The sequence below is a fragment of the Archangium lipolyticum genome (assembly GCF_024623785.1).
Lineage (GTDB): Bacteria > Myxococcota > Myxococcia > Myxococcales > Myxococcaceae > Archangium > Archangium lipolyticum.
Genome location: NZ_JANKBZ010000003.1, coordinates 514,431 through 538,193 on the forward strand (window position 1 = coordinate 514,431; position 23,763 = coordinate 538,193).

The 23,763-nt window shown below is 69.4% G+C and carries 20 protein-coding genes and 1 pseudogene; 8 read left to right on the forward strand and 13 right to left on the reverse strand.

Features of this window, described 5'->3' with window-relative positions; genetic code table 11:
- Nucleotides 1-12 precede the first annotated feature (12 nt).
- Both NR810_RS09180 and NR810_RS09185 read right to left on the reverse strand, forming a co-directional pair.
- Entirely contained in the window at nt 13-594 is a 582-nt protein-coding gene (locus NR810_RS09180; RefSeq protein WP_257450286.1) for a GbsR/MarR family transcriptional regulator, read from the reverse strand.
- Nucleotides 591-1,595 carry a polyprenyl synthetase family protein gene (locus NR810_RS09185; RefSeq protein ID WP_257450289.1) on the reverse strand — a complete coding sequence of 335 codons (1,005 nt, stop codon included), beginning with the start codon at nt 1,593-1,595 and terminating at the stop codon, nt 591-593. Before NR810_RS09185 ends, NR810_RS09180 begins: the two co-directional genes overlap by 4 nt.
- A 182-nt stretch (nt 1,596-1,777) precedes the next feature.
- Between NR810_RS09185 and NR810_RS09190 the strand changes: the two genes are divergently transcribed.
- The 4 genes from NR810_RS09190 to NR810_RS09205 all read left to right on the forward strand — a co-directional run bounded on the left by NR810_RS09190 (nt 1,778) and on the right by NR810_RS09205 (nt 7,030).
- Nucleotides 1,778-3,310, forward strand: coding sequence for an MFS transporter (locus tag NR810_RS09190; RefSeq protein WP_257450291.1), 1,533 nt, complete (start codon nt 1,778-1,780; stop codon nt 3,308-3,310).
- A 64-nt stretch (nt 3,311-3,374) separates the two neighbouring features.
- Nucleotides 3,375-4,217 carry a VanW family protein gene (locus NR810_RS09195; RefSeq protein ID WP_257450293.1) on the forward strand — a complete coding sequence of 281 codons (843 nt, stop codon included), beginning with the start codon at nt 3,375-3,377 and terminating at the stop codon, nt 4,215-4,217.
- Entirely contained in the window at nt 4,214-5,641 is a 1,428-nt protein-coding gene (locus NR810_RS09200) for an NADase-type glycan-binding domain-containing protein (protein ID WP_257450295.1), read from the forward strand. The genes NR810_RS09195 and NR810_RS09200 overlap by 4 nt, the downstream gene beginning before the upstream one ends.
- Nucleotides 5,642-5,731: 90 nt before the next feature.
- Nucleotides 5,732-7,030, forward strand: a complete 1,299-nt coding sequence (locus NR810_RS09205; RefSeq protein WP_257450297.1) for a hypothetical protein — start codon at nt 5,732-5,734, stop codon at nt 7,028-7,030.
- Nucleotides 7,031-7,052: 22 nt separating this feature from the next.
- Here the strand turns inward: NR810_RS09205 and NR810_RS09210 are convergent, their stop codons facing one another.
- The 7 genes from NR810_RS09210 to NR810_RS09240 form a co-directional block, all read right to left on the reverse strand.
- On the reverse strand, nt 7,053-7,823 hold the full coding sequence (locus NR810_RS09210) for a hypothetical protein (protein ID WP_257450299.1): 771 nt from the start codon (nt 7,821-7,823) through the stop codon (nt 7,053-7,055).
- Nucleotides 7,824-7,843: 20 nt separating this feature from the next.
- Nucleotides 7,844-9,310 carry a hypothetical protein gene (locus NR810_RS09215; RefSeq protein WP_257450301.1) on the reverse strand — a complete coding sequence of 489 codons (1,467 nt, stop codon included), beginning with the start codon at nt 9,308-9,310 and terminating at the stop codon, nt 7,844-7,846.
- A 28-nt stretch (nt 9,311-9,338) separates the two neighbouring features.
- Nucleotides 9,339-11,039 carry a type IV pilus twitching motility protein PilT gene (locus NR810_RS52060; RefSeq protein ID WP_306817992.1) on the reverse strand — a complete coding sequence of 567 codons (1,701 nt, stop codon included), beginning with the start codon at nt 11,037-11,039 and terminating at the stop codon, nt 9,339-9,341.
- A 6-nt stretch (nt 11,040-11,045) separates the two neighbouring features.
- Complete coding sequence (locus NR810_RS09225; protein ID WP_257450303.1) at nt 11,046-11,489, reverse strand: hypothetical protein; 444 nt, start codon at nt 11,487-11,489, stop codon at nt 11,046-11,048.
- Between the two features lie 130 nt (nt 11,490-11,619).
- Nucleotides 11,620-12,285 carry a porin family protein gene (locus tag NR810_RS09230; RefSeq protein WP_257450305.1) on the reverse strand — a complete coding sequence of 222 codons (666 nt, stop codon included), beginning with the start codon at nt 12,283-12,285 and terminating at the stop codon, nt 11,620-11,622.
- Between the two features lie 2 nt (nt 12,286-12,287).
- Nucleotides 12,288-13,787, reverse strand: coding sequence for a hypothetical protein (locus tag NR810_RS09235; protein ID WP_257450307.1), 1,500 nt, complete (start codon nt 13,785-13,787; stop codon nt 12,288-12,290).
- 4 nt (nt 13,788-13,791) lie between these two features.
- Entirely contained in the window at nt 13,792-15,456 is a 1,665-nt protein-coding gene (locus NR810_RS09240) for a YncE family protein (RefSeq protein WP_257450309.1), read from the reverse strand.
- A gap of 247 nt (nt 15,457-15,703) precedes the next feature.
- Here NR810_RS09240 and NR810_RS09245 point away from each other — a divergent pair, with 247 nt between their 5' ends.
- Complete coding sequence (locus NR810_RS09245; RefSeq protein ID WP_257450311.1) at nt 15,704-17,344, forward strand: hypothetical protein; 1,641 nt, start codon at nt 15,704-15,706, stop codon at nt 17,342-17,344.
- A gap of 7 nt (nt 17,345-17,351) precedes the next feature.
- Here NR810_RS09245 and NR810_RS09250 read toward each other — a convergent pair whose 3' ends face one another.
- Nucleotides 17,352-17,807 carry a DUF4265 domain-containing protein gene (locus tag NR810_RS09250; protein WP_257450313.1) on the reverse strand — a complete coding sequence of 152 codons (456 nt, stop codon included), beginning with the start codon at nt 17,805-17,807 and terminating at the stop codon, nt 17,352-17,354.
- A gap of 12 nt (nt 17,808-17,819) precedes the next feature.
- Nucleotides 17,820-18,008, reverse strand: coding sequence for an HNH endonuclease (locus tag NR810_RS52795; RefSeq protein ID WP_407653764.1), 189 nt, complete (start codon nt 18,006-18,008; stop codon nt 17,820-17,822).
- A 108-nt stretch (nt 18,009-18,116) separates the two neighbouring features.
- Here NR810_RS52795 and valS point away from each other — a divergent pair.
- A pseudogene (gene valS, locus NR810_RS09255) lies at nt 18,117-20,798 on the forward strand (valine--tRNA ligase); the annotation flags it as partial.
- Between the two features lie 2 nt (nt 20,799-20,800).
- On the opposite strand, the gene NR810_RS09260 reads toward valS, so the two are convergent.
- Entirely contained in the window at nt 20,801-21,706 is a 906-nt protein-coding gene (locus NR810_RS09260; protein WP_257450317.1) for a DUF3396 domain-containing protein, read from the reverse strand.
- A gap of 122 nt (nt 21,707-21,828) precedes the next feature.
- Nucleotides 21,829-22,098 (reverse strand): hypothetical protein, encoded by a 270-nt coding sequence (locus tag NR810_RS09265; protein ID WP_257450319.1) that lies wholly within the window; start codon nt 22,096-22,098, stop codon nt 21,829-21,831.
- A gap of 48 nt (nt 22,099-22,146) precedes the next feature.
- On the opposite strand from NR810_RS09265, the gene NR810_RS09270 reads away from it, so the two are divergent.
- On the forward strand, nt 22,147-23,040 hold the full coding sequence (locus tag NR810_RS09270; protein ID WP_257450321.1) for a transporter: 894 nt from the start codon (nt 22,147-22,149) through the stop codon (nt 23,038-23,040).
- A complete protein-coding gene (locus NR810_RS09275; RefSeq protein ID WP_257450323.1) occupies nt 23,037-23,753 on the forward strand; it encodes a hypothetical protein in 717 nt (238 codons plus the stop codon). Before NR810_RS09270 ends, NR810_RS09275 begins: the two co-directional genes overlap by 4 nt.
- The last annotated feature ends 10 nt before the right edge of the window (nt 23,754-23,763 follow it).

Consider the following 23,763-nt stretch of genomic DNA (forward strand, 5'->3'; position numbering starts at 1 on the left):
CCGACGGCCGACTCACCGCCGGCCCGGCTCCTCGTCGCGCAGCACTCCCAGAATTCCACCCACGTCCAGGCGCGCCGTCTTGATGAACAGCCGTAACGCGCGCTCCACGTGCTCGGCAAGCGTGGCCATCTTCTCCAGGCGCGACAGGTGCTCCCGGGGAACATTCCCCGCCTCACCCGCCAGCCGTCGGGCCTCGGACAGGTCCGCCCGGATGCGCTCGATGAAGCCCGCCTCCCGCTCTTCAATCACGTGCGACACCATGCGGATGAGGTCCGTCTCCGCCCCGTAGCGCCAGGCGCTGTCCTGCGGCGAACGCACGCGCCGGATGACGCCCCAGCGCTCCAGGTCCCTCAACAGCATGGACACCCCGCCCTTGGACAGCTCCAGCTCGCGCTCGAGCTCTCCGGCGGTGAGGGGCTCGCCGCGCAGGTACAGCAGGGCCCAGACCCGGCCCTGGTTGCGCTTGAAGCCCCAGAACTCAATGACATTGCCTACCGCGTCAATCGCGATGGCTTCCCAGGGAGCGAGACGACCGTTGCTGGAGCCCTCCCCCCGGGCCGCTTCGAGACCGCCCGTCCACAGGTAGCCCTTCATGCAGCGCGGCTCCGCTCTTGCGCCTGGGTGGACATGCCCACCGACAGCTTGCGCGCCCAGTCCACCAGTTCCGTCCCCGTCCCCTGGTGCGCGTACGGCCCCAGCGCATCCACCGCCGCGTCCAGTTCCCGGTTCATCCGCTCCAGGGCCAGCTCGACGGCGCCCGTGGCCTCGATGGCATCACCGATGGCGCGGGTGCGCTCGGGGTTCACCGTGGTGAAGGCCCAGGCGTCCTTCAGCTTGCTCTTCAGGGTGCCATCCCGCGCCACCGCCAGGAGGATGGGCAGCGAGGGCGTCCCCGACAGCACGTCCGCGTAGCGCGGCTTGCCCGGATCCGTGCCGAGCACGTCCCGGATGTCGTCGGCGATCTGGAAGGCCACGCCGAAGCGGCGGCCGAACAGGTCGAAGCGCTGGGCGGCCTCGGGCATGCCGGCGAGCGTGGCGGCGGCGCTGCCACACCAGCCGAAGAGCGAGCCCGTCTTTCCCTCGGCGATGTAGCGCAGGCGCTCCAGGGGCAGGTCCAGGTTGCCGCGGGCCTCCACCTCGGTGATGGCGGCGCGCGACATCTCCATCACCACGGCCAGGGCGCTCTGCGTCAGGCGCGCGTCCAGGTTGGCCAGGCGGTGCAGCGCGGTGGAGAGGATGAGGTCTCCACTCATCACCGCGACGATGTTGCCCCAGCGGGCGTTCACCGTGGGCTTGGCGCGGCGGTACATGCCGGCGTCCACCACGTCGTCGTGCAGGAGGCTGGAGGAGTGGATCATCTCCGCGGCCACCGCCACGTCCACCAGCTTCTCGGGAGCGATGCCCACTGCGCCGCCGAACAGGCGTACCAGCATGGGACGGGCGCGCTTGCCGCCGGTGCCGATGCACAGGTGGCGCGCGGCCTCCATCAGCGTGTCGCCCTTCACTCCCGGGCCCGCATTCCCGTCCGCCAGCATGGTGCCCAGCCGCTGCTCCACGCTCCCCAGAAAGTCCGCCAGTTCACGCGCGAGTTCCATGTACCCCTCTTCTCCCTCTGCGGCCGTTCATATAGTTCAAGACCGCGTGAACTGCACCTGCTTCCTGCATGGCCGGGCGAGCGGAGGGGCCTGGAAGGGGGGCAGGCGGGCGCGGGGGGTCGGTTTGAGTAGGCGCGGTGCGTCGTGAGACAGAGACCGGGCTCCATCGCCCCCGGGGTCGTGTGTCACTCGCTGTCCTGCGCCGCAACGTCCTCCGCAGCTTCGCTGCCCTGGCTTCCGCCGTCCCGCTGTTCCGTCCGGGAAACTCGCTACCGGGCTCCGCCGCCCCGCTCATGGGAGCGCCCCCCGCGAGCACCACCCCGACGGCCGCTCCCGGCAACGAGGCACGGCGGGCCCTGCGCCGCTCCCTGAAGGCCTCGGTGTCCGAGGGCATCGTCGCGGAGGTGTTCACCGCGTGTGCGGGTGCCACGGTGCTCACCGCCTGGGCGCTGGCGCTGAAGCTGGGGCCCTTCCTGGTGGGGGTGATGACGGCCCTGCCCTTCTTCGCCCAGTTCATCCAGTTCCCGGCCGCGTGGCTGACGTCCACCTTTGGCTACCGGCGGGTGGCGCTGGCGGCCGTCTTCCTGTCCCGGCAGGTGATGTTGCCGCTGTGCGTGTTGCCCTGGCTGCCGCTGACGCTCGCCGGCCAGCAGCGGTTGCTGGTGGCGGTGGCGGCGCTCTCGGCGGTACTGGGCGTCATCGGCAACAACGCCTGGGTGGCGTGGATGGGCGAGCTCGTCCCCGAGTCCATCCGGGGGCGCTTCTTCGGCCGGCGCACGGCGCTGTGCACGCTGGGGGGCACGTTGGCCTCGCTGGTGGCGGGCGTGATGATGGACAAGCTGCGCCCACCCGAGGGCATCGGCCTGGGCCTGCCGCTGCTGGCCGGACTGGCCTGCGTGGCCGGCGCTGTGACCACGGCGCTGATGATGCGCCAGCACGACCCGGCTCCGCACAGGGAGAAGGCGAAGCTGGACTTCCAGGTCGCGCTGTTACCGCTCCGTGACGAGCGGGCGCGCCGGGTGCTCGTGTACCAGATGGCCTGGAACGCGGCGGTGGGCCTGTCGGCGCCCTTCTACTCGTTCCACATGCTGAAGAACCTGAAGATGAGCTTCCTCACCATGGCCCTGTACCTGGCGGCCGTGGCCGGGATGCGCATGCTCGCCGCGCCCCTGTGGGGGAAGATCCTCGATCGGGTGGGGGCACAGCCGGTGCTGCTCGGGTGCTCGCTGGGGATCGGCGTCATCCCCCTCTTCTGGCTCTTCCCGACGGCCACGTTCCTCTGGCCGCTGTTGCTGGACGTGCTGGTGGCCGGCGTGCTCTGGGGCGGACATGGACTGGCCATCTTCGCGCTGCCGCTGTCGGTGGCGCCGCGCAAGGGGCGGCCCTTCTATCTCGCGGCGTTCTCCACGGCGGGCGGGCTGGCCTATGCGGGGGCCTCGGCGCTGGGCGGAGGACTCGCGAGCCTGCTGCCCACCGAGTTCACCCTCGGAGGCCACCTCTGGGTGAACCTGCACGTGCTCTTCCTGCTGTCCGCGGTGACGCGGGTGGCCGCGGCCTTCCTGGCCACGCGCATCATCGAGCCGGACGCGAGGCCGGTATGCTCCCTGGGCGCGCTGGTGTCCCTGATGAGCCAGCGGCTCCAGGCCCGCTCGAGGCCCGTGCCCGCCACGGCCCCGGTGCTCGCCGATCCCCGATCCGCCAACGCGGAGCCCTGACCCCCCGGCTGGACGCGTGGTCCGTGCATGGGCGAGGCTGAGGCTCCCGATTTCGAGGAGCCCCATGCCGTCTCCCACCCTGCGAGCCCTGGCCCGGAGGCTCGTGCCATTCTCCATCCGCGCGGGCCTGCGCCGGCTGCCCGCTGTCGCGACGGCACTCCTCCGTCCCCCGCCGCCACCCGAGCGCGGAGACACCACCCGTTTCCCGCACGCGCACTGCGAACGCTCCAGCCCGCTGCGCCGGGAGACCACGATCTACGAAGAGGCCCTCCAGCGAGCCAAGGAGCACAACGTGCGGCTGGGGGCCTCGCGCATCCACGGCCTGGTGCTCGCGCCCGGGGAGACCTTCTCGTGGCACACGGTGGTGGGGCCGCCCATCCGGCTGCGCGGCTTCCGCCCGGGGCCCGAGCTGCATGACGGCAGCCTCTCCGAGGGCCCCGGAGGCGGGCTGTGCCAGGTGGCCAACCTGCTCTACTGGCTGGCCATCCACGCGGGATTGGATGTCGTAGAGCGCCACCGGCACGACCTGGATCTCTTCCCCGACCACGAGCGCACCGCGCCCTTCGGCTGCGGGGCCACCGTCTTCTTCCCCTTCAAGGATCTGCGCTTCCGCAACCCGCACCCGTGGCCCGTGATGCTGGAGGTGCGCGTGGACGCCACGCACGTGCACGGCGCGGTGCGGATGCCCGAGGCTCCCGGCTTCCGCTGCGAGGTGCTCGAGGTGGCGCACCGCTTCGTGCGCCGCGATGGCTCCGTCTGGAGGGAGAACCACCTCGTGCGCCGCACGCATGCCGGGGGTTCCTTCCGTGACGAGCCGCTGAGCGAGAACCACGCCCGCGTCGCCTACGTCGTCCCCGAGCACCAGCTCGAGCTCCCGGAATCCGCTGTCGATGGAGGTATCGCATGAGCCGCCGTCTCGCCTTCCTCACGATGCTGGGCCTGGGCAGCGCCGCCCTCGCCGCCAATCCCATCACCCTTCAGACGCTGACCCCCACCTCGGGGACCGGCGCCGAGTCGCTGCTCGACGGCCACCCTGCCACCGGATGGACTCCCGAGGGAGATCCCTCCGAGGAAGGCGTGCTGCTGCGCTTCGAGAAACCCGTACCGCTGGACGGCGTGGTGCTGCGCACCTGCACGGGCGCCCCGGAGCTCCAGGCGGCGCTGTACCTGAATGGCTCCGAGGCGATGTCCAATCAGAAGGTCGGCGCCGAGGAGACGACGCTGAAGTTCGCCAGGAAGGAGCTGCGCTCTCTCTTCGTGCGCCTGCAATCGACCGGGAGCGCGAAGGCGTGCCTGGGCGAGGTGACGCTGCTCCAGGGCGGCAAGCCGCTGGCGGTGAACGCGCCGCGCACGGTGGCGGGGCGCATCGAGGCTTCGTCGGTGCTGAGCCCCGCGGACGCGTACCACCCGGGCTTCCTCTTCGACGGGCGCCTGGACTTCGGCTGGGCGGAGGGCTCCAAGGGCCCCGGCACGGGTGAGTCCTTCACGCTCACGCTGGAGTCGCCGATGGAGGTGGTGGCCCTGGAGCTCTGGAACGGCTACCAGCGCTCGGCGGACCACTTCCAGAAGAACGCGCGGGCGAAGAAGGTGACGCTCTCGGTGGACGGCGGCGAGCCGGTGCCGCTGAACGTGAAGGACGCGAACGGCGTGCAGACGCTGAAGCTGCCGGCCCCGATGAAGGGCCGCGAGTGGAAGCTGGCGGTGGTGGAGGTGTACCCCGGCAAGCGCTACCCGGACATGGTGCTCAGCGAGCTGCGGCTGGTGGACGCCCAGGGGCCGCTGGGAGTGCGCACCTCGGACGCGGCCGAGCGCCAGCGCGCGTTGGAGGCTGGACTGGCGGGCTCGCCGCTGGAGAAGGTGGCCAATCACCGCTGGCGCGGACGCTGCATCACCAACAACGACATCTACGATCCCCGGCGATTCAAGCTGCGCACCAACAACACCTTCGTCTACTACGACAACAACGCATCCGAAGAGACGACCGTGTCCGAGGTGCTCGATGGGGCCTGGGTGGTGAAGAACGCGAGCGGCCCATGGGCGGCGGTGGAGCTGTTCGGCCGGCGGCACCGGAGCGAAACGAACTGGGATCCGTACGCGGACACCACGACGAAGGACAGCGTGCGCATCGCTGGCGGCAAGCTGGAGGTGGCGCGGGTGGTGGACCTGGGCAAGCAGGAGTTCGAGAAGCTCGTGGCCCAGTGGAGCAAGGGCCCCCAGGCCGACAAGGTGCTTTGCCTGGGTGAGCAGGGAAACACCTACGACGACCTGGTGAAGGCGGACGCCTTCGTCGTGCGCGGCACGGCGGTGACGGACATCTTCTCCGCCGAGTAGGCGTGTACCGGAGTGTCTCGTGCGGCACCGCTTGTGTCACGGTTGCGTGTCGGATACTCCCTGCTTCCCCCATATTTCAAGGAGGCAGGAATGTTCAGGTCATACCCGGGATACCGGAATCTCTTCATCGCGACGTGTTTCGCCGGAGTCGGGCTCTCGGGGTGTGGCCCCGAGCAGGAGCCGGTCCTGGCGGACGAGTCCCCCGTCACCGGGGCACAGGCACTGACGGAAGGGGCGCCGCTGACGACGCACGACGCGAGCTGCCTCCAGTTGCAGGACCAGAACACGTGGAGCACGTACGCCTCGTACATGACGCCCGTGGGCCCGGCGCTCGGGCTGTCGAGCATCGTGCAGGACCTGAACCGCGCGGGCCCCATGCTCACCTCCACCACCCACCCGCCGGCCGTGGGCTACAAGGGCGGCTTCCGGTGGAACGACGGCGACATGAGCACCACGGACTGGATTCCCCAGGCGCTGACCGCGGGCGTGTCCGGTAGCACCAACGTCGCCATCGTCTCCTGGCACTACGCGCCCAGCACCGCCCCGGAGAAGGGCGTGCGCATCTCGGTGGCGGACATCTCGGACATGTCCCTGAGCGCGGTGAACTACCGGCACATCCTCCTGGTGCGGCCCACCAGCTCCGGCAACTTCACCGTGGTGCCCGAGCACGGCGGCGGCCTCGCCTGGTTCGGCAACTACCTCTACATGGCCGACACCTCCGACGGCATGCGCGTGTTCGACCTCACGCAGATCCGCCAGGTGGACACCAGCACCACCTGTGACACCGCCATCGGCAAGGTCGGCTCGGTGTGGTGCGCCTACGGCTACAAGTACGTGCTGCCGCAGGTGAGCGCCTACGTTCAGCCCTCGACCATCACCAGCCCGTGCCGGACCAAGTTCTCCTTCCTCGGCAAGGACACGCGCGGCACCACCGACGTGGTGCTCTCCGGCGAGTACTGCAACAACGGCGACACGCCCTGCCCCTATGACGGCTCCACCCCGGGGCTCGGCGGGCGGCTCTACCGCTGGCCGGTGGACTCCACCACCTACCGCCTGAAGACGGTGAGCGGCGTGGTGAAGCCCGAGCGCGCCTACATCATGAACGAGCCCAACGTGCAGGGCGTGGCCCCCATCATGACCACGACCTCGACCACGTCGTACTGGCTGAGCTCCACGCGCTACTCCGGGGCCCTCTTCAAGGTGTCCACGAGCGCCTCGCGCACGGCGTACCTGTCGGGGAGCGGCCAGTGGGCGCGGATGCCCGAGGGCATGCACGCCACCGGCAGCGGCACCAACCTGTGGACGGTCACCGAGGGCTACAACGGCTCCACCAACCCGGCGACCGGTGGACGCGTGGTCTTCCTCGCGGCTCAGGCCTCGTTGGACTGAGTCCGCATGGGGCCGGTCCCGCTCAGGCGGGGCCGCTCCCCGCCCGGCGGCTCCGCTCGACGTAGGCGGCCGTGGCCTTGGAGAGCTCCTTCACCGTGGCCATGAAGCGCTCCCGCCGCGCCAGGAGCTCCGGACCGGGCGGGCCGAGCGGCGTGGAGTCGTCGTAGAACAGGATGCTGCGCAGGCTCGTGATGAGGCCCGCCAGGGGGAACTCCCGCACCGCTCGCACGGGGTCGATGAGCTCCGCGTCCCCCACGGTGGTCAGGGTGTCGTAGTGGGAGAGCCCCATCCTCCACACCCAGGTCCCCACCACCTCGATGAGCCCCAACCGGCCATCCTCGAGCAGGACCAGGCAGCGCCCCTGGATCATCCCGGACTCGCCCGGCCGTGCGTTCTCCGCGCCCCGGACGGCGTAGTCCCTCCCGATGATGTAGCCGCTCGCCTCCAGCCACTTCATCCTGCGGACTCGCGCCGGGTGCGTCCCGAGCCGTGCCTCCAGCTCCCTCAGCATCTCCTCGGGCAGCCCATTCGAGTTGCGGATGATCTCTCGGATGGAGGTCCGCTGGAAGCGCCTCAGCTCCGGGAGCGCCAGATGGATGAGCCGGGTGAGGATCTGCCCCTGCATCCCCTGGAGCCCCTCGAGCATGGGCTCCATCACGGTCCAGAACTCGTTCTTGGAGGAAGCCTCCGCGGACGGTGGCCCGTCGGGCACGAAGACGGGAACCTCCTTCGGGGTCGGCCGGCGATCGGACAACTCGATGACGGCGGCCATCTTCTCCTCGGGGTCCTTCATGGAGCCCAGGCTAATACGTCTCAGTCCCGGTTGCGCAGGAGTGAAGCGGGACGAACGGCGGAAGGATTGTGCCAATCGACGAGCCGCTCCAGCAGCTCCTCGTCCCCCTCCTCCCGGACGCGGGCGAGGAAGGCCTCGAAGAAGTCCTCGCGCACATAGACGTAGTCATGATCCAGCCGCACGGGCGGGGGGAATTCCTCCCGGGTGGGCGCGTAGGCCATCCACTCCCCATCGAGCACGCCCCAGACGAGCCGTCCGATGCGGGTGCGATCCAATCCGGGCTCGGGAGCCCAGGCCATGGCCTCGTGGCCGGTGACGTGGTCGTAGAGGAAGTTCACGCCCTGGTGCGCGATGAGCAGCTCGGGCAGGGGCTGGGGAATGCGGGAGATGAGCGCCCGGTAGCGGCCATAGGGCGGAGTCGCATGGGGGTCGAAGCCGAATCGCGCCAGGGGGACCAGGGCCAGCGCCACGAGGGCGGCGGCCCAGGGCAGCGGGCGGAGACCCGGACGCACCGAGGGGACGGCGAGCAGCACGAGGGGGACGGCGAGCAGCGGCGCGAGGAGCGAGGTGCGGTAGCCCATGTCGAGCACATCGCCGCGCCAGAGGGGGAACAGGCACACCGCGAGCGGGAGGACGAGCCCCATGACGAGCGGGCGCAGCTCCCGGCGCCGCCAGAGGAGCACGGCCCCCCAGGCGAGTCCGAGCCAGGCCGAGCCCAGCTCCACCTGTTGAAGCCAATGGGTCCGTCGGAGCGCGAAGTACGGAAAAGGAGGAGGCCAGCCGGGGGACAGGTCGAGCTGGGAGGAGACGCGCTCCAGGTCCTTGGGGTGGAGCAGATTGGGGAGGACGGAGGTGAGGAGCGCGAAGGAAGCCAGGCCCACCAGGCCGACGAGGACGAGGGGCCACTTGCGCTCGGGCGAATCCGTGCGCCCGCGAAGCACGAGGCCGAGCACGGCCCCCAACGCACCCAATCCGAGCAGAGAAGCGCCGAGCCGGTGGGCGGTGGCGGCGAGCAGGGCCGCCCCAACCGCCCCCAGGAGCATGCCCCAGGAGCGCCGGCCAGAAACAGCCCATCCGAGCACGAAGAAGAGCGGAGCGACGATCCCGAGGGTCTTCGGAAAGTCCCCGGCGAGGTGAGTCAGCGTCGGAGAAAAAGCGGCCCATGAGGCCAATCCGAGAGCCCTGAGGGTATGTCGACCCCCGACCTCCCCATCCAGGACCCAACCCGCGAACCAGGCGGCGGGAACACACAGCGAGGCCAGAAGGGCACTGCCGACCTTCACGCCGACCACGGGTCCACCGAACAAGGCGGAGCCCAGTCCAAGAGCGCGCAGCACCCAGCTGGCGTCGCGGACATGAAAGCGGCCCTCGGCGAGCCAGTGCTGCATCTGGACGACGTAGTAATACCCGTCGGTCCCGGGAGGCTCGGGGCTCTCGAGGAGCCGCGCGAGCCGGACGAGGAACGCGCCGAGGGTGAGCGCCGCCACGAGGGTGGCGGCGCGCCACCTCCGAGACTCAGGAGGTGGGGAGATCAACCTTGAAGCCCGAGCGCTCGAGCATCTGTTTGAACTCGGCCTTGGCGATGGCCTTGATGTAGGCGTCGTTGGGCTCGCAGAGCTTCTTCTTCACGAGATCGAGCAGGGCGTCGTTGAGCGTCTGCATGCCGATGCCGCGAGAGGTCTGCATGATGGAGGGGATCTGGAACGTCTTGCCCTCGCGGATGAGGTTGGCGACGGAGCTGGTGCACAGGAGGACTTCCTGAGCGGGCACGCGGCCGCCACCGATCTTCTTCACGAGCATCTGCGAGATGACGCCCTTGAGGGACTCGGAGAGCATCATGCGGATCTGCTCCTGCCGGTCGGCGGGGAACTGGTCGATGATGCGGTCGACGGTCGAGGGAGCGGTGTTGGTGTGGAGCGTCCCGAAGACGAGGTGGCCCGTTTCGGCCGTTTCGATGGCGATGGCGATCGTCTCGAGGTCTCGCATTTCGCCGACGAGCACGATGTCGGGGTCTTCGCGGAGTGCGGCGCGCAGGGCGTTCTTGAAGCCCTGGGTGTGGACGTGGACCTCGCGCTGGTTGACCAGACACTTCTTGTTCGGGTGGACGAACTCGATCGGGTCCTCGATCGTGATGATGTGGTCCTCGCGGTTGCGATTGATGAAGTCGATCATCGCGGCGAGCGTCGTGGACTTGCCCGAGCCGGTGGGGCCGGTGACGAGGACCAGACCCTTGCTGAGGAAGCACAGGTCGAGGATGTGCTTGGACAGCCCCATGTCCTCGGCGGTCATGATCTTGTTGGGGATCTGCCGCATGACCGAGCCGATGCCCTTGCGATCCTCGAAGACGTTGACGCGGAAGCGGGCGCGATCGGTCTCGTGGGCGAAGTCGGTGTCCTTGGTCTCCTCCCACTGCTTCTTGTTCTTCTCCGGAGCCATGGTCCAGAGCATGGCCTTGAGGCGCTCGGGAGACAGGGGGCGGTAGTCCTCCTGGGGCACCATGTCACCGTCGATGCGCAGCATGGGCACCACGGTGCTCGACAGGTGGAGGTCCGAGGCCTTCTTGTCGAGCATGCGATCCAGCAGCGCGGCCATGGCCTTGGCGGCGTCCGGATCCGGTCCGTCCTGGGGCGGCAGCACCTGGATGCTCGACCTGGCCTCGACGGCGGAGGGAGCGGCGGCGCCCGGCACCGCGCGGGCCTGGGCCGCCGGAGCCGCGGGGGAAGGCGTGCGCGCCGCCGGGGCGGGAGCGGCCGTGAAGGCCCCACCGGCGCCACGGGCCGCCAGGTCCATCATGTCGGCCGGCGAGGCCAGCTCGAGCTTGTCCTCCTCGGACGCGGGCGGCAGGTCCAGGGCGGCCGGGGCCGGAGCCAGGGTGGGCGGCGGCAGCGGGACGGCGGCCACGGCGTTGGCGGGGGGCTTGTAGGGGACCAGCGCCACCTTCAGGTGTCCCGCGACGTTCTGCACCTTCACCTGCACGGAGCCGGCGGGGGCGCTGTACGGGAAGGAGGAGACCCCCTCGGTGGGGAAGTTGGCCCGCAGATCCGCGGGGACGATCTCCGACAGGGCGCCGATGATCTGCTGCGAGCTCAACCCGGCTTTCACCATGGGCACGTTGCCCGAGGCGGTCCGCAGGGTGATACCGCTGCCGGTCTCCAGCATCACAGCGACACCAGATTCCTTGTAGAGCTTCTCGATGAAGGCGTCGAACCGGGCCATGGCTTCTCAGCGACGAAGGGTTTCCACGTACGCGACGTGGCGCTTGTTGACGAGTGCGACGCGCTCCCCCTCCAACACGGGGAAGAACGCGGGCGCGTTGTTGAGGTAGTCCGTGAGGCGCGAGTGCGCGTCGGGCAGCACGTAGGTGATGAGCCCGCGCAGCTTCTGCCCATCCACCATCGTCACCTCCACCTCGTGCTCGGTGGGGATGGTGAACTGGTCGATGATGTTGGGCTCGTGCTCGGCGGCCACGCGTGCCAGGGCGAGGTTCTCGCAGTGCACGAACGTCATGACGTTCGTCTCCGCGTCGAGCGCGGGGATGAACTGGGGGCCACTGGCGTTGAGGAGATCCGAGAGCCGCTCACCCCCGGTGTATCCGGGAGCGGCCTCGGAGAGGAACACGGCCACGTTGCGCGAGGCACCACCCGGCAGGATCAACTGGGCCGCCACGCGTCGCTTGGGTACGGAGAGTGATTCCAGCATGGGGGGGAGTGTAGAGCCGTACGTTGTTTAGCACACTCATTGACTCCCCCTGGAATCGGGACGGGGGGTGAGCATCGCTCCCACACCCCGTGTCACATCACAGCCGCAGGCCGACCTGGAAGCGGTACGCCACCCCGGACAAAGGGAGCGAGCCGGCCTGGAGGGCGGTCGAGGGGATGGGTTCCTGGTCGCTCCTGGCCGGAGGCTCCGGAGTGAGCGCGTCGAAGCGGGCCCTGGGCCGGAAGCCGTACCCCGCCCCCACGTCGAAGAGGAAGGCGGGGGTGCCCGCGCGGCCCCGGTGGAGGGGGAGGACGAACGAGACGCCCAGCAGGCCCGTGGCGGAGACCTGCCCCACGTCCTGGCGCAGCTGGCCTACCCGCAGACCCAGCCAGTCGTAGCCGATCAGCGCCTGGGCATAGGGCTCGACGAAGGAACCCAGGGACGCGCGGTACGCGGCCCCGAGCTCCACGCCCGTGAGCCCCAGCTTCGCCTCGGTGGCATGGTGGAGCGACGCGGAGGTGCCCCCAGTGAGGAAGCCGCCCTCCACTTCCAGCCGGCCGCCCGTCAGGGGCAGCGCGTAGGCGGCCCCCACGCGGAACAGCGGCAGGTGATCGTTCTCGTCCACGAGATCATACGCGCGCGGAGTGCTGACCTGGCCGGCATAGCCCAGACGGAAGCTCAACGGCGCCCGGGCGGAGGCCTCCGGGGAAGAGAGGACGGCGGCCAGCAGGAGGACGGCGCAGGTGACGGGAAGGTGTCTCATGGTCAGGGGCCCTCCGGGGCGCGGTCGAGCTCATCCGCGAGGGTGAAGTACCGCACGCGCTCCGCGGCGCCGCGCTCGAAGCGGTCCGCGGGAATCAGGGTGACGTCACCCAGCAACGGCTCCGCGTGCTGCGCGGCCAGCACGTCCTGCGCTGGCAGGTAGTGCAGCACGGTGATGGGGGCATCCAGGGTGACCTGGTCGATGGCGAGCGTCTCCACGTCCAGGCGGGCCAGGGTGGGCTGCCCTTGGGGCGCGAAGTAGAACCGGCCCCGAGCCGCGTCCATGACGTCGGCGCCCACCGTGCGCGACACGGGGATGGGGTTGATGCGCACGCGCAGGCGGGTGTCCTCCTCGCGCACCGTCACCACGGAGAGCGCCGCGCCGCCATTGCCCACGCTGGGGTGACGGAACACGGCCGCGCCGAGCGCGTCGCTGAAGCGGACCGCGTCGAAGCCGGCGCTCAACAGCACCGTGCCGCTCTTCCCGGTGACCACGTCCCACGCCACCACCGTGCGCAGCTTCCCGTCGTAGAAGAGCGCGCGTCCATCCGCGAGCACATGGGTGCTCGTCAGGGGCGCGCCCAGGGGGAGCCGGGGCACGTCCTGAAGTCCCCGCGCGTCGAGCACCAGGGCCTCCTGGCTGCCCGCGTAGACGGCCAGCACCGAGCGCTCCGCGGCCGGTGCCGAGGCCGGCGGGAGCTCGATGTCGCTGAGCCCCGTGCCCCCGGCGAGGAAGTTCACGGACGCCGTCAGCTCGTCCCCTTCCCTGCCCAGCTCCACCGCGAAGACGTCGTCCATGCCGGTGAGCCGCAGGAAGAGCACGTCCCCGCTCGGGGAGAAGAGCGCCTCCTGCACGGCCACCTCGGGCTGCGTCTCCGACAGGCGCGTGGGGATGCGCCGCGGCGCCCGCCGGGGGGCCTTCGCATCGAGGACCACCACGCCCCGGTCCAGGGTGATGGCCACGTACTGCCGATCCTCCTTCGGCGGGGCGAAGACGACCGAGCGCGGCGCGAGGCTCTCCGTCCCCAGCGCCAGGCGCGTCACCTCGCGGGTCTCCACGTCCACCACCGACACCTCGTTGAGGTTGCGCGCCACCACGTCCGGGCCCAGGCTCGCGGTGCTGTAGGTGAGGACGCCGAAGCGGTTGTCGGCGCTGAACGCGAGGGTGTCGTACGCGCCCGGCAGCTCCAGCGTCCGCACGTCCCCGCTGTCCACCGACACGAGCTGCAACAGCGGACGGCGTTGATCTCCTGCCAGCACGGCCACCAGGTCCTCCTGGAGCCTCGCCGCCTTGCGCGCCCCCTGGGCGATGGGGAAGCCCTGGGGCTTCTCGCCCTTGCGCACCCGCACCACCCGCTGCGTCTGCGGCACCACCGACACGAGCGCATCCCCCGTGGTGAGCAACGGCAGGGGCGCGAGCCTCTGGGTGTAGAGATCTCCGCGGCCACCACAGGCCCCCGCGAGCAACAACACCGCGGGCAGCAGTCGTCGAACGATTCTCATGGGTTCACTCGATCCGCGAGTTGAGGGTGAAGCCGGTGACGGTCCGGATCTGACTGTCGTCCAGGTTGACGAAGCTGATGCGGCCGGCCGGATGGAGCTGGGACACGAAGACACGGTGGCGGGTCTCCTCGGTCGCCCCGGCGAACCCACCGGCGTAGGCCGGGGGAGAAGCCAGCGAGACGGAGTGGGATACGAGCGTCGAGAGGTCCACCGCGTCCACGGCGTAGCGGCGCTCCGTGTCACTGCGCAGCGTCACCCCGACGAAGCCTCCGCCGGAGGAGAAGGCCAGCTGCGCCGGCTCCAGCTTCCCGGTGCGGCGCAGTTGCAGGTAGCCCGAGGGGAGATCGAGCACCGAGTACCCCCGGTCCGCGTCCACGGCACGCTCGTACGGGTCGGTCGCGGTGGAGGCGGGCTCGGGCTTGTGGATGATGACCGCCGCGCGGCCGTCCGCCGAGAGGGCTACGCGGTCCACGCGCTTCTCCAGCGGGTAGCGGGTGACGGTGCCCGAGGGGAGCTCCACCCGGGTGAGCGACTCGTCATTGAGGACGGTGGTGTAGACGAGCGCGAAGTGGCCCCCGCCGTCCGGCGGCAGCACCACCTGGCCCACCGAGGTCTCCGGCACGTCGATGAGCTGGATGCCCGAGGGGTCCACGAGATCGCCCGGCAGCTCGATGAAGGCGAGCTGGCCCGCGGTGCGCAGCGCCGCCACGGCCCCCGATCCATCCGGGAGCAGATCCACGTCCGTGGCCACCTCGGGGAGCGTCACGGTGCGGAAGGCAGCCCCGTCGAAGGACGCCAGCATCGCCGCGCTGGTGGCGCGCAGCAGGACGCGCTGCCCATCGGGCGTGGCCACCACCTCGCGCGAGTTGATGTCCGCCGCCATGGCCGCCGGCAGCGAGATGCGCACCGGCAGCGGCTGCTGGCGCGGGGCGGACAGGTCGAGCACCGTCACCGTGCTCTTGGCGAAGACGTAGGCGTGCGTGGCCACGCCTTCCTCCTGACGGAAGAGGACGTCCGTCACGCGGAACCCGGCGGAGCGCTCGAGGACCGTGCGCTCGGCGGGCTCACCCCGTCGCGCCGCGCGCAGATCCACCAGCGACACCACGCCCTCGGCACCAGAGCCGGGCGGAGAGGACGGATCCGGCCACGCCAGCGCATACGCCCCATCCGGAGAGACGGACACGCGCCCGTAGCGGCGGCCGAGCGGGACGCGCAACACGTGCGAGGGCAGCGTGGCGGAATCCACCACGGACAACGAGGCCTCCAGGGAGGACAGCGTCACCGCCGCGTCCTCGCCGGGCACCACGGCCACGTCCACCGGCGAGGCCCCCACCGGGATGGCCTCCAGCGTGAGCGTGCGCGGATCGATGCGCGTGAGGCTGTTGGCGCTCGGGGAGAGGACGTAGACGAAGCTCTTGCTGGCCAGCGGAGGGGGCGCGTCCGAGGCGTCCTTCTCGTCCTCCGGAGGGACGCAGGCGGACCGGGTGCAGGTGTAGCCGGCCGGGCAGTCCGCCGCCGTGTTGCAGACCGGCGCTCCACCGGGCTCGTTGGGGGCGCCTCCACTCCCGTCGCCCGGGGAGGGACTCTCCCCGTAATCGGCGGAAGAGGCGCAGCCGGCGGCTCCGAGCGCCAGCAGGGTCAGTGTCATCCAGCAGAGTGCACGTGGCATCGCGGCTTCCCTTGGGAGAGGATCAGCGGACAGGGCAGTAGCACTTCGGGTGCCATTTGCACACCCAGTGATATCGCGGACTTACGCCGCATCAGGGCCTGGAAATCCTGACACCCGGGCCACGGCTGGCAGGACATCGGTGTCAGGGGCCACTCCCATGCGCGCATCTCGCACTCCGGGCGGGCCTCCGATCGCTCGGCTCCGTGCACATCTTTCCCCGGCCGCACCGCTCCGCTGGAGGTGCCCCATGGCTGGCGAGGATCAGAAAGTCCGCCGTTCGACCCGATCCGCCGCCGCTCGCGAGCGCACTCTGCGGCTGCTGTGGACGTTGCTCGGGCTCGTTGCAGTGGGAGTAGTGCTCGTCGTGCCCCAGGTGCGCGACAAGCTCGTGCGGGGGCTGCGCTACTCCTGGGAGCACTTCTTCTTCTTCACGTGGCTGGGGATCTGCGCGCTCCTGCCGAGCGTGCTGGCCTTCGCCCACCGGGTGCGCAGCAACAGGCGCTATGTGGGAGCCCGGATGGAGGTGCTGCGCTGCTACCTCGTCGCGGCGCGTCATTACGCGAGCACCCGGGGCCGAGCCGAGACGGCCCGGATCTTCACCGCGGGGTTGGGCAAGGAGGCGATGGAACAGAACCGGCCCGGCGTCCTCATGCTGCTGGGGGGCGCGGCGGCACTCTCCATCCCCTTCTTGCTGGTGGCCACCCTCTCGGCGGCCTACATGTTCCCGGACCTCATCGACGACCTGACCCAGTATGCGGCCGTCACCGGCGACTTCGAGGAGGGACTGCGCGGGCTGATGTTCGCCGGGTTCGGCGTCTACGTGTACACGCTGCTGCTCATCATCCACCGCATGCAGTCGGCGGCGCTCTCCTCCGAGTTCCTCCTGGGCGCCACCCTGCGCGCCCTCATCACCCTGGTGCTGGGATTCGTCGCCGGGCAGACGCAGCTCATCCAGGCGGCCGGCACGGACAACCAGAGCCGCTTCCTCTATTTCACCCTGGGAGCCTTCCCGACCTGGGCGCTTCAGGCGCTGCGGCGGCGCGTGGTGTCGATCTTCCAGCCCACCGTGCCCAGCCAGGAGGCCCTGTCCCTGGAGTACGTGGACGGCGTCAATGATCGCATCACCGAGCGGCTGGAGGAGCTGGGCATCTCGGACATCCAGCACCTGGCCTCGTCGGATCCAGGGGAGCTGACGCTGCGAACGCTCTACCCGCTCGCGCGCGCGGTCGACTGGGTGGATCAGGCGATCCTCATCACCTACCTGCGGGACAAGATCGGCGTGGCGCGGCAGCTGGGCGTGCGCGGGGCCGTCGACATGCGAGAGCTCTTCCTGGAGGCGCGGCAGCGCACGGACCCGGAGGATCGAACCCGGACGGATCTGCTGGACGCGACCGAGCGGGCGAGGACCCTGCTGCAGGACCTGGCCACCCGGAGCGGCCTGCCGCCGCAGGCGATCTACAATATCGGGGCGAGGCTGGCGGAGGACTACCAGGTGGACTTCCTGGCGTACCTGCGCAACCGCCGCAGCCAGTCCTGGCCGCTGAGGACGCTGGTCGAGGCCATCGGCCGCGCGCTCGAGGACGCGGGGATGACGCCGCAGGGCGAGCCCGACATGGATGGAATTCCAGGAGGCTCCTTCGATGCCCGGCAGTTGGACGATCCCGAGGTCCAGAAGCGATTCAAGGACCGGCTCGCGCAGGAACTGCACGCGATGTCCCTGGAGTGGACGGGGACCCTCGAGGAGCTGCGCCAGGCCGACAGCTACCAGGAGCTCTACGACATCCTCCTGGCGCGGATCCGCCTGAGGCCGAACGAACCCTCGCAGGCCCTGGCGCAGCCGCCCGGTGGCCGTTTCCGGCTGCCTCGCTGGCTGCAACGGACACACTGAGCGGCCGTCAGGAGCGTGCCAGACAGGCCTCTTCGTAGTCCCACCGGTCCTGCTCGCGGCCTGAATCCAGTACCCGTCTCAGCTCATCCCATGAAACGGATGGAGGCACATCGATCGCAATCAGGCCTCGCAGGTGGCTCTGTTCCGTCGAGCAGCCCAGCCGTTTGAAGATTCCATGCACCTCGGGAGCTTCGTCAGGTTCGTACACGACGACACGGAACGTGCTGTGTCCCGAGGGATGGACGACGTCCTTGTAGAGGAGCATGCCCTCCTCCGGCTCCGCCGAGACGACGTCATCCAAGGCAATGCCCGTGGCGAAGAAAGGGATGTTATCGATCTTGTAGAGCCCCTCACCCACTTCGATAGCCCAAAGCGTTTCCGCGCTGGCGGGAGGATACCCATCCTCATCCTGCTCGAGGTGGAACAGTATCTTGACGTATTGATCAGAGGATGTCCCTGTCATGACGAATGAGGCTCACGGAGCCTTGTCGCTCTTCTTGAGATTACAATCCCTGCAGAGAACCTGGCCGTTGTCTGGATCGCCTTCGCCGCCCTTTGCGCGTGGGATGACGTGGTCGACAAGGTGTGAAGCCATTTCATGCCCGCATCTTGAGCGGAGGTGACGAGCACGGACAAGTAAGGTCCGCTTCCTGGGGGCCGTCACGGGAGGAGGCCATCATCCGAGAAACCAGTGCAGGCCCTTTTCCGCTGCCGTAATCTGCGCGCCCTCCACAGGCCGAGCGACGGCCGCGTACCCCAGGCGAACCCGACGATGAAGACGTTCCGTTCCATCAACCCCGAGCTCCTCCCCAAGCACTTCGAAGCCGAGAGCGTCGAGAAGCGCCTCGATGCCCGCTGGGAGTCGGAGGGGCTCCACCGCTACGACCCCTCGCGCCCGCGGGAGGAGACGTTCGTCGTCGACACGCCGCCCCCCACGGTGTCGGGCTCGCTGCACGTGGGACACATCTTCAGCTACACGCACGCGGACGTCATCGTCCGGCAGCAGCGGATGCTCGGGCGCAACATCTTCTACCCCATGGGCTGGGACGACAACGGTCTGCCCACCGAGCGCCGGGTGCAGAACTACTTCAACGTCCGCGCCGACGTGCGCACCCCGTACGAGCCCGGCCTGCGCATGGAGCAGGCCACGGCCGAGTCCTCGAAGCAGCCGCCGCGCACGGTGTCCCGCCCCAACTTCATCGAGCTGTGCCACCAGGTGACCAAGCAGGACGAGCAGGTCTTCAAGGCGCTGTGGCGGCGCATCGGCCTGTCGGTGGACTGGGAGGAGGAGTACGCCACCATCGACGACCACAGCCGCGAGCTGGCGCAGTTCTCCTTCCTGGACCTGTACGAGAAGGGCCATGCCTACTCGGTGACTGCGCCCACGATGTGGGACGTGGACTTCCAGACGGCGGTGGCCCAGGCGGAGGTGGAGGATCGGCCCCAGGCGGGCGCGTTCCACGACATCGCGTTCGCGGTGGAGGGCTCGGACGCGCACTTCACCATCGCCACCACGCGGCCGGAGCTGCTGGCCGCCTGCGTCGGCGTCACCGCGCACCCCGACGACGAGCGCTACAAGGGCCTCTTCGGCAAGCGCGCCATCACCCCGCTGTTCCGCGTCCCGGTGCCCATCTTCCCCAGCGAGCTGGCGGATCCCACCAAGGGCACCGGCATCCTCATGGTGTGCACCTTCGGTGATGCCACGGACGTGCTCTGGTGGCGCCAGCAGAAGCTGCCGCTGCGGCAGATCATCGGACGCAACGGGCGGCTGCTCCCCCTCACCTTCGGGGCGCCGGGCTGGGAGAGCCTCGACGCCACGGCCGCGCAGGGCTTCTACGCGGGCCTGCAGGGCAAGTCGGTGAAGCAGGCGCGCACGGCCATCGTGGAGCTGCTGCGGCGCGAGGACGGCGCGGCGAAGCCGGGCATGGGTGCCCCGCTCATCGGCGAGCCGAAGCCCATCCAGCGCGACGTGAAGTTCTTCGAGAAGGGCGACCAGCCGCTCGAGTTCATCTCCACGCGCCAGTGGTTCGTGCGGCTGATGGACAAGAAGGAGCAGTTGCTGCGCTTCGGCGAGCGGGTGCAGTGGCACCCCGAGCACATGGGCTCGCGCTACCGCAACTGGACGGAGAACCTTCAGCTCGATTGGTGCATCAGCCGCCAGCGCTACTTCGGCGTGCAGTTCCCCGTGTGGTACCCGCTGGACGCGGAGGGCAACCCGCTGCACGACAAGCCCATCCTGGCGCCTCGCGAGCGGCTGCCAGTGGATCCGACGGTGGACGTGCCGCCGGGCTACGAGGCCGCGCAGCGGGACCAGCCCAACGGCTTCACGGCCGAGTCGGACGTGTTCGACACCTGGTTCACCAGCTCGCTGACGCCGCAGATCGCCTCGGGCTGGGTGAAGGATCCGGAACGGCACCGGAGGGTGTTCCCCTCGGACATCCGGCCGCAGAGCCATGAGATCATCCGGACGTGGGCCTTCTACACCATCGCCAAGGCGATGCTGCACGAGGACACCATCCCCTGGAAGCACGTGCTCATCTCCGGGTGGATCCTCGATCCGGACCGCAAGAAGATGTCCAAGAGCAAGGGCAACGTCATCACGCCCATGCACCTCATCGAGAACTACGGGGCGGACGCGGTGCGCTACTGGGCGGCCTCGGCGCGCCTGGGTACGGATACGGCCTTCGACGAGAAGGTCTTCAAGGTGGGCAAGCGGCTGGTCACGAAGATCTTCAACGCGGGCAAGTACGTGCTCGCCCAGACGGCCCAGGAGCACCCCATCACCCACGAGCTGGACCGGGCCTTCGTGTGGAAGCTCGCGAGCCTCGTCGAGACAGCGACGGCGTCCTACAAGGATTTCGAGTTCGCGCCGGCGCTGGCGAACACGGAGAGCTTCTTCTGGTCGAGCTTCACGGACACGTACCTGGAGCTGGTGAAGGCGCGGGCGCGCGGTGAGTCCTCGGGTGGCGAGGAGGCGCGCGGCTCGGCGGTGGCGGCGCTGCGGCTGGGGCTGAACGTGCTGCTGCGGCTGTTCGCCCCCGTGCTGCCCTACATCACCGAGGAGGTGTGGGGCTGGGCCTTCGCGGAGGACACGGGACACAAGAGCATCCACCGTGCCCCCTGGCCCGACGCCCGCACCTTCGAGGGCATCGCGAAGCCGGCCCACGCGGCCTCCTTCCAGCTCGCGGAGGGTGCGCAGCAGGCGATCAACAAGCGCAAGAGCGAGTCGGGCGCGGGCGTGGGTCGGGGCATCACGCGCATGAAGCTCGCGGCCAATGCCGCCACGCTCGCGGGCTTCGAGCGGGTGCGGGAGGACGTGCTGTCCGCGACCCGTTGCCAGAGCGCGGAGCTGGTGGAGAAGGCGGACCTCGCCGACAACACCTTCGAGATCGTGGACTTCGAGCTGGCACCGGCCGCGGAAAAGGAGAAGGCCCCGGAGCCCACCGAGGCCTGAGGTCAGTCGAGGAAACGCCTCCACCAACGACGTAGCTCCTCCTCGTCGTTGGCCCGGCCCTGGCTGCGGAGAAACCCCCAAGGGAATGGCTCCAGCCAGGGCTCCAGTACCTTCGCGAGCTCGCGATACGCGGGAAGGAGCTGGCCGTGCGTCAGGTCTCCCGCCTCGGGCTCTGGTCCCAGGGTCACCAGAACGCGCTCGCCATCCAGTTCCCGCACTTCAGTGGACGGGAACTGGAGCCTCGCGCGAAGGCCCGCTGCGCCCCCCAGAGCGCTGAGCACCGGCAGGCCGAAGAAATTCATCCAGTGGACGCCATCCACCTGGGTGCCCAGCTCGTCGCGAATGCCGGCGTCGCGAATATCGAAGCCGGGATGACGGACCAGTAGCGGGCGCAGGATGTCGAGCCGGTCCAGACTGGGGTACGCGACATCGAGGGCAAGCCCCGCATGGCCGGAGGCGAAAGGGAGCCGGGAGGCCATGTCGAGAGCGAGCGTATGCACGACCCCGGCCCCCTTCTCCTCGAGGTACTCCGTTGGCAGGGTGGCGCGTAGGACGCTTGCGCTGCTGGCAGGGGCTTCGCGCCAGGGAATTCGAGCGTGGTAGGTGAACGAGAAGCCACTGTCCTGTTCACCGTAGATGCCAAAGTAGGGCTCCGCCCCGGCCTTCTCTGGCTGAGAAGCCTCATCCTCGTCGTAGTCGTCGAAGTACCTGCGCTCTTTCGGGTTCAGGGTGTCCCGAATGAGCTCCCACCCCCTGTCACCGAGCTTGGACGGCTCCCAGTCGCAGCAGGTGTATTCAACCAAGGCGCTCGGGCCACCCTTCACGGCGCGCAAGTAACTGTCGAGGGCATGAGACACCCCCGCCGCGATGTCGAAGTGGTCGTGTGGCACGAAAAAGACGATGCGCACGATGTCTCGTGCCACGAGACGTGCCCAGAGATGCTCGACGTCCCCTGACTCCGGTGTCCAGGACGTGTATCTGACAGGCCCTGGGATTCGCACTCGTGGATGGGTCGAAGTCATCTGCTTTCCTACTGGCGAACGACGCCCCGTTGCGGGGTGACGAGGGCCGGGAGGCACTTACCGCCGAGGTTGCCATAGGACTTCATCTGCTCGACAACCTCATTCGACCACGGATTGCTACCCACCGCGTAGCCGCAGGGGAACTTGAGGTCATAGATGCACTGAATCCGGGTGATGTTGCGAGTGAAGTGGACGACGATGTCCGGCTGCAGTGAACCAGCTCGCCTGTCGGTGAGTAGCACCTCCCCGGTGAGCTTCGAGAGAGTGAGCTGCGACAACTCGCCGCAGGTGCCCGCGTGCCCCGTCCCGTTAACGTGGCACCCACCATGTGGAAGTCCCTCTCCCTCGCCCTCCCGCTCGTGGCCGGCCTCCTCGTTCCCACCGCGGGGCTCGCCTGCGCCACCTGCTCCTGTGGCGATCCGACCCTCACCTCCATGGGCACCGAGCAGCCCTTCGCCGGCCGCCTTCGGCTCGCCACCCAGCTGCGCGCCTGGAGCCAGACGACCGGCCAGCAGGCCATTGACGCCGTCTCCTTGCGCGAGCTGCGCATGGACGTCTCCGTGGCCTACGCCCCCGTCCCCTGGCTCTTCCTGTCCGCCACCCTGCCCCTCCAGGCCCGGACCGTGCAGGACGTCAGCCTCGCGCGCGAGACGGCCTGGGGGCTCGGGGACGTGGAGGTCGGCGCCAAGGTCTTCGTCTTCCGCGATCGCGATTTCTCGCCGGACAACCTCTTCGGAATCCTCGTGGGCACCCGCCTCCCTACCTCGCCCACGCAGCGCGATGCGGCGGGGCGCCCCCTATCGCTCGATGCGCAGCTCGGCACGGCCTCCGTGGACCCGTTCCTCGGGCTGGCCTGGTCCGGCTTCCGCTCCGACTGGTCCTTCCTCGCCAGTGCCACTGGCTATCTCCCCACCCGAGGACGCGAGGGCTTCCGCGCCGGAGCCTCCCTCCGCACCACACTGGCCACCCAATTCCAGCCGAGCCCACGCTGGGCCCTGCGTCTCGCCGTGGACAGCCGACTCGAGGGCCCCAGTGACACCCTCGGCGTGAAGGATCCCGTGGGCAGCGGCTTCGTCGCCTTCCTCTCCCCGGACGTACTGCTCAGCCCGACCACCGACGTGGTGGTGCAGCTCGGCGTGCGCGTTCCCTTCTTCAACCGCCTGCGCGGCAACGTCCACCAGACGCCCATCCTCCAGGCCTCCATCGCCTACGACCTATGAAGCTCCACCTCTCCCCCACCCTGCTCCTCCTGGCCCTCTGCGCGTGCGGCTCGCGCGAGGAAGGCATCCAGCTCCACCTCAACCTCGCCCTCCGTCCCGCCGGGAACGCGCTCTCCGAGAACGCCACCCGCTCGTTCACCAACGCCCAGGGCGATCGCATCACCCTGAGCCGCGCCTACGTCACCCTCAGCAGCGTGGAGATCTTCCCCTGCCCGACCACCAGTGCGTGGCGGTGGCTGCGTCTGCTCTCTCCCATCGGGACGGCCGAGGCGCACGAGACCAGCAGCCCCCGCAAGCTGGGTGTCCCGCACGTGAGAGGCCTGGAGCGCCCGGACGGAGAAGCGCTGGTGCTCGGCACCCTGCAACCGCCCCCGGGCAGCTACTGCCGCGCGCGCCTCGTCTTCTCTCCGGCGGACGCGGACGCCGAGGGCCTGCCCACCGGGGCGAGCATGGAAGGCAAGACCCTGCTGCTGGAAGGCCAGGTCCTCCCCACCGGCGGAGGAGCCGCGCGCCCCTTCCGCCTGGAGACCCATGGTCTCGCCAGCGCCGAGGTCTCGTTGGAGGGGCTCTCCCTCACCCCGAACGCACCGGAGGCGAGCCGCACCATCCACCTGGCCTATGACCAGTGGCTGGATGGCGTGGACCCCACCTCGGCCGGAGCCCCGGAGCAGGTGCTGAAGAACCTCGCCCGCTCCACCACGCTCAGCCCCTGAACCTCCCGGA